The sequence below is a fragment of the Mycobacterium sp. genome, from assembly GCF_049278535.1.
Classification (GTDB): Bacteria; Actinomycetota; Actinomycetes; order Mycobacteriales; family Mycobacteriaceae; genus Mycobacterium.
The window spans coordinates 1-4284 of the sequence record NZ_JBAPMI010000091.1 but is presented as its reverse complement, the minus strand read 5'-3'; the positions used below and the strand labels follow the sequence as shown (position 1 = coordinate 4284).

Genomic DNA, 4284 nt, shown 5'->3' with positions numbered 1-4284 from the left:
CCGCCGCAGGCCGACGGTGAGGACTGGTCGTAGAGGAGCCACTCGTCGGCGCGGAAGACGCGCATGAACCACATCGCATGGTCGAGCGAGGCCACCTGCAGGTGTTCACGCTCGTCGAGGTGGGTTACCTGCGCCGACCCGAGCAGGGTCAGATCGCTCATGTACGCCAGCGCGCAGATATGCAGCACCGGGTCGTCGGGCAGCGGATCGCGGTGCCGGAACCACACCTGTTGCTGCGACGCCTTGCCCGGCAAGCGGTGCAGTGCATCGCGCGGCACGATGCGGATGTCCCACTCCTGGAACTGCCTGAACCCGGCGTCGTCGAACACCTTCATCGACTTCAGCCCCGGCAGGTCATCCGGCGGCGGTGCTGAGGGCATCACGTCCTGGTGGTGGATGCCTTCCTGATCGGTCTGAAAAGACGCCGACATGGAGAAGATCGTCTGACCGTGCTGGATCGCGTTGACCCGGCGAGTGCAGAAAGAACCACCGTCGCGCAGCCGCTCAACGAGGAAAATCGTTGGCGCCGAGGAGTCTCCGGGCCGGATGAAGTACCCGTGCAGCGAGTGCACCAGGAAGTGCGGGTCTACCGTTCGCACCGCCGAGACCAGCGACTGGCCGGCCACCTGACCACCGAAGGTGCGCTGAAAGTTGCCCTGTTCGGGGCTGAACACGCTGCCCCGGTAGATGTTGACCTCGAGTTGCTCGAGATCAAGGATCTTTTCGATCGACACGGATTGTTTTTACCAGCCGCGCTGGGCCAGGCGATGTGGCTCCGGGACCTGCTCGACGTTGATGCCCACCATCGCCTCGCCCAGGCCACGGGAGACCTTGGCCAGCACATCGGGGTCGTCGTAGAAGGTGGTGGCTTTCACGATCGCCGCCGCGCGCTGCGCCGGGTCGCCGGACTTGAAGATGCCCGAGCCGACGAACACACCCTCGGCGCCCAGCTGCATCATCATCGCGGCGTCGGCGGGGGTGGCGATACCGCCGGCGGTGAACAGGGTGACCGGCAACTTCCCGGCTCGCGCGACCTCGACGACCAGGTCGTAGGGCGCGGCCAATTCCTTTGCGGCTACGTATAATTCGTCCTCGGACAGTGAGCCCAGCCGCCGGATCTCTCCACCGATGGCACGCATGTGCGTGGTCGCGTTGGACACGTCGCCGGTGCCGGCTTCGCCTTTGGAGCGGATCATCGCCGCGCCCTCGTTGATGCGTCGCAGCGCCTCACCCAAATTCGTCGCACCGCACACGAATGGGACGGTGAACTTCCACTTGTCGATGTGGTGGGTGTAATCGGCCGGTGTCAGCACTTCGGATTCGTCGACGTAGTCCACGCCGAGGCTCTGCAGGATCTGCGCTTCGACGAAGTGTCCGATCCGCGCCTTGGCCATCACCGGGATGGTGACCGCTGCGATGATGCCCTCGATCATGTCGGGGTCGCTCATCCGCGATACTCCACCCTGCGCGCGGATGTCTGCCGGTACCCGCTCCAGCGCCATCACCGCGACGGCGCCGGCGCCCTCGGCGATACGGGCCTGTTCCGGCGTGACGACGTCCATGATCACGCCGCCCTTGAGCATCTCGGCCATGCCGCGCTTGACCCGTGCGGTCCCCGTCCGCCCGGAGCCGTTCGACGCACCGGCGCTATCCACTGCTGATCTCCTTCAACTGGTGTCAACCAATTCTAGTGGTGGTCGCCAAATCGTATTTTCCGCCGCATCCGGGGCTCAGCGGATGGACTGCAGCTGCCGGGGCCGATCCGGCGAGCCGGCCAAGGCCACAGCCTCGGTCAGCAGCTCGGAAAGCTGAAGGGGATACACCGTCTCACCGGCTTCGACCAGCGCGGCGATGTCGGCAGCGTCACACCAACGGTGCCCGTGAATGTAGCGGTTTTCCAGCTCGGTGCGCCCGACGGTGGACGGCTCGAAGCGCCGGGTGCGGTGGACGAAGAAGAATTCCTCGCTGTCGATCGCCGCGCCGTTGAAGTCGAACACAGCGTCGCGCCGCCACATCGGTCCGATCAAGTCGGCGGGGTCGACCTGCAAACCCGTCTCCTCGGCCAGCTCACGAGTCGCAGCCTGCGCCAACGACTCCCCATCACCGACCTGACCGCCCACAGTGAACCACCACCGCGGCGCCCGGTGCCCGGTCGCCGCGGGGTCAGATCCGCACAGCAGCAGCACGGCGCCGGTCTCGTCGAGCAACACCACCCGCGCCGAGGTGCGCCGGCCGGCGGCGGGGTGGTCGGCATGACGCAGAGCCTGCACCCGTTCGGCGAACTCGAAATAGCTTGGCAGCGCGGCTGTTCCAGCTAACCGGAACAGCCGGACCAGACGCCGTTCTCGCAGCGCGAGCGTGTCGCGGACCGCGTCGTTGTGGAATCGGCGGGCCAGTACCACGCGAGCTTCGGCGTCGGCCAACTCCGCGATCAGGCCCGCCGGCACGGTGGCCGGGTCGACCATCACCAGCGCGGCCGACAGCTTGTTCTCGCACGCTTCACGTCCCTTGCGGGGTGCACTTTCTGCCGCGTCGGCGCACGCCACCAACTGCCTGGCCGCTGCGTCCGACGGCCCGCCGAACGAGTGGACCGCAAACGCACGAGCCACCACGGCCCGTCGGGCCAGCGCAGCGTCCAGGGCCTGCCAGGACAGGTCGAAGCGCACGTGCAGGCGGTCCAGCCGATGGGCCGTGCGATAGCCCCAGACGCCGAACCCGAGCAGCACCAGCAGCACCAACACAACCGCGACGACCAGCACAATCGTCCACCACATCAGCTCGCCACCTGCACCTTGCTACCGGTGACGGCGACCGTCTCGTAGACCCGCATGATCTGATTGGCCACCACCGGCCAGTCGTAGCGGCGCACCGCCTCTTCGCCGGCCGCAGCGTAGCGCTTGGCCAGCGGATCGTTCTCCAGCACCGCGATCAGACCCTCGGCCAGCGCAGCGCTATCGTCGACCGCGACCAGCCGTCCGGCCTTCCCGTCCCGCAGCACCTGCCGGAACGCATGCAGGTCGCTGGCCACCACCGGCGTACCGGCGGCCATCGCCTCGACGAGCACGATGCCGAAGCTTTCCCCGCCCAGATGCGGCGCGCAGTACACATCGGCGCTGCGCAGTGCCGACGCCTTGGTGTCATCGTCGACCAAACCGAGGAAACGCAGATGGCCGGCCAGTCCGCCGACTTTGTCGCGCAGTTCGTCCTCGTCGCCGCGGCCGACGATCAGCACCTGCAGTCCCGGAAAGTGTTCGACCAGGGTGGGCAGCGCATCGACCAGCACGGCCATGCCCTTGCGGGGTTCGTCGTAGCGGCCCAGGAACAACACCGTCTTGGCGGGGCGCGGATATCCCTCGAGCAATGGTGCCGAGGCGATCGCGGCGACGTCGACGCCGTTGGGAATCTCGACCGCGTCCGATCCCAACGCCTCCATCTGCCAGCGCCGGGCCAAGTCGGACACCGCGATGCGGCCGACGATCTTCTCCTGCATGGGCCGCAGCAGGCCCTGAACTACCGACAGCGTCAGCGATTTGGTGGTCGAGGTGTGAAAGGTGGCCACGATCGGCCCCTCGGCGATTCGTAGCGCCCACATCGACAGGCTCGGCGCATTGGGTTCATGCAGATGCAGCACGTCGAAGTCGCCCTCGGTCAGCCAGCGCCTGACCTTGCCGTGCACGCTCGGGCTGATCTGCAAGCGGGCCACCGAACCGTTGTAGGGAATCGGGACGGCCCGTCCGGCCGAGACGACGAACTCGGGCAATTTGACATGCGGTGACGCCGGCGCCAGGACGCTGACGTCCTGACCGCGGTCCCGCATTGCCTCGGCAAGCTGCAACACGTGTGATTGCACGCCGCCCGGTACGTCGAACGAGTACGGGCACACCATCCCGATCCTCATCAGCTCTCCGCCAATCGGGCCCGTCGCTCATCGGACAGATCCGCCAGCCACTGCGGCTGGAGCATGTGCCAATCGGCTGGATGCTCGGAGATATTGCGCGCGAACACATCAGCCAGCGCCTGCGTGACGACGCCGACGTCACCACTGGTGCAGTCCACCGGCGGGTAGAAGTCGACCCGGCAGTCGTCGTCGTACCAGCAGTGCACCGGCAGCAGCGCAGCCCCGGTGGAGATCGCCAGCTTCGCCGGGCCGGCGGGCATTCTGGTCGGCTCGCCGAAGAAGTCCACCTGGACGCCGGTGCGACTGAGGTCCCGCTCAGCCATCAGACAGACCACCTTGTTGTCCTTCAGCCGCTCGCCAAGCAGCGGGAACGGCGGCTGCTCGCC

The 4284-nt window shown here is 67.0% G+C and carries 4 protein-coding genes and 1 pseudogene; all 5 read right to left on the bottom strand.

What is annotated here, in order from left to right:
- Positions 1–734: acyl-CoA thioesterase II (locus tag WAO18_RS06025; protein ID WP_422204700.1), on the bottom strand; the 734-nt coding region annotated here is incomplete at its 3' end.
- 9 nt (positions 735–743) lie between these two features.
- Positions 744–1592: a pyridoxal 5'-phosphate synthase lyase subunit PdxS gene (gene pdxS, locus WAO18_RS06020; RefSeq protein ID WP_422204702.1), complete on the bottom strand. Its 849-nt coding sequence runs from the start codon at positions 1590–1592 to the stop codon at positions 744–746.
- Between the two features lie 138 nt (positions 1593–1730).
- On the bottom strand, positions 1731–2774 hold the full coding sequence (locus WAO18_RS06015) for an NUDIX hydrolase (protein WP_422204698.1): 1044 nt from the start codon (positions 2772–2774) through the stop codon (positions 1731–1733).
- Positions 2774–3898, bottom strand: a complete 1125-nt coding sequence (locus WAO18_RS06010) for a glycosyltransferase family 4 protein (protein ID WP_422204696.1) — start codon at positions 3896–3898, stop codon at positions 2774–2776. Before WAO18_RS06010 ends, WAO18_RS06015 begins: the two co-directional genes overlap by 1 nt.
- Positions 3898–4284, bottom strand: a pseudogene (locus WAO18_RS06005) (phosphatidylinositol mannoside acyltransferase); the annotation flags it as partial. The gene WAO18_RS06010 and the pseudogene WAO18_RS06005, both read right to left, overlap by 1 nt.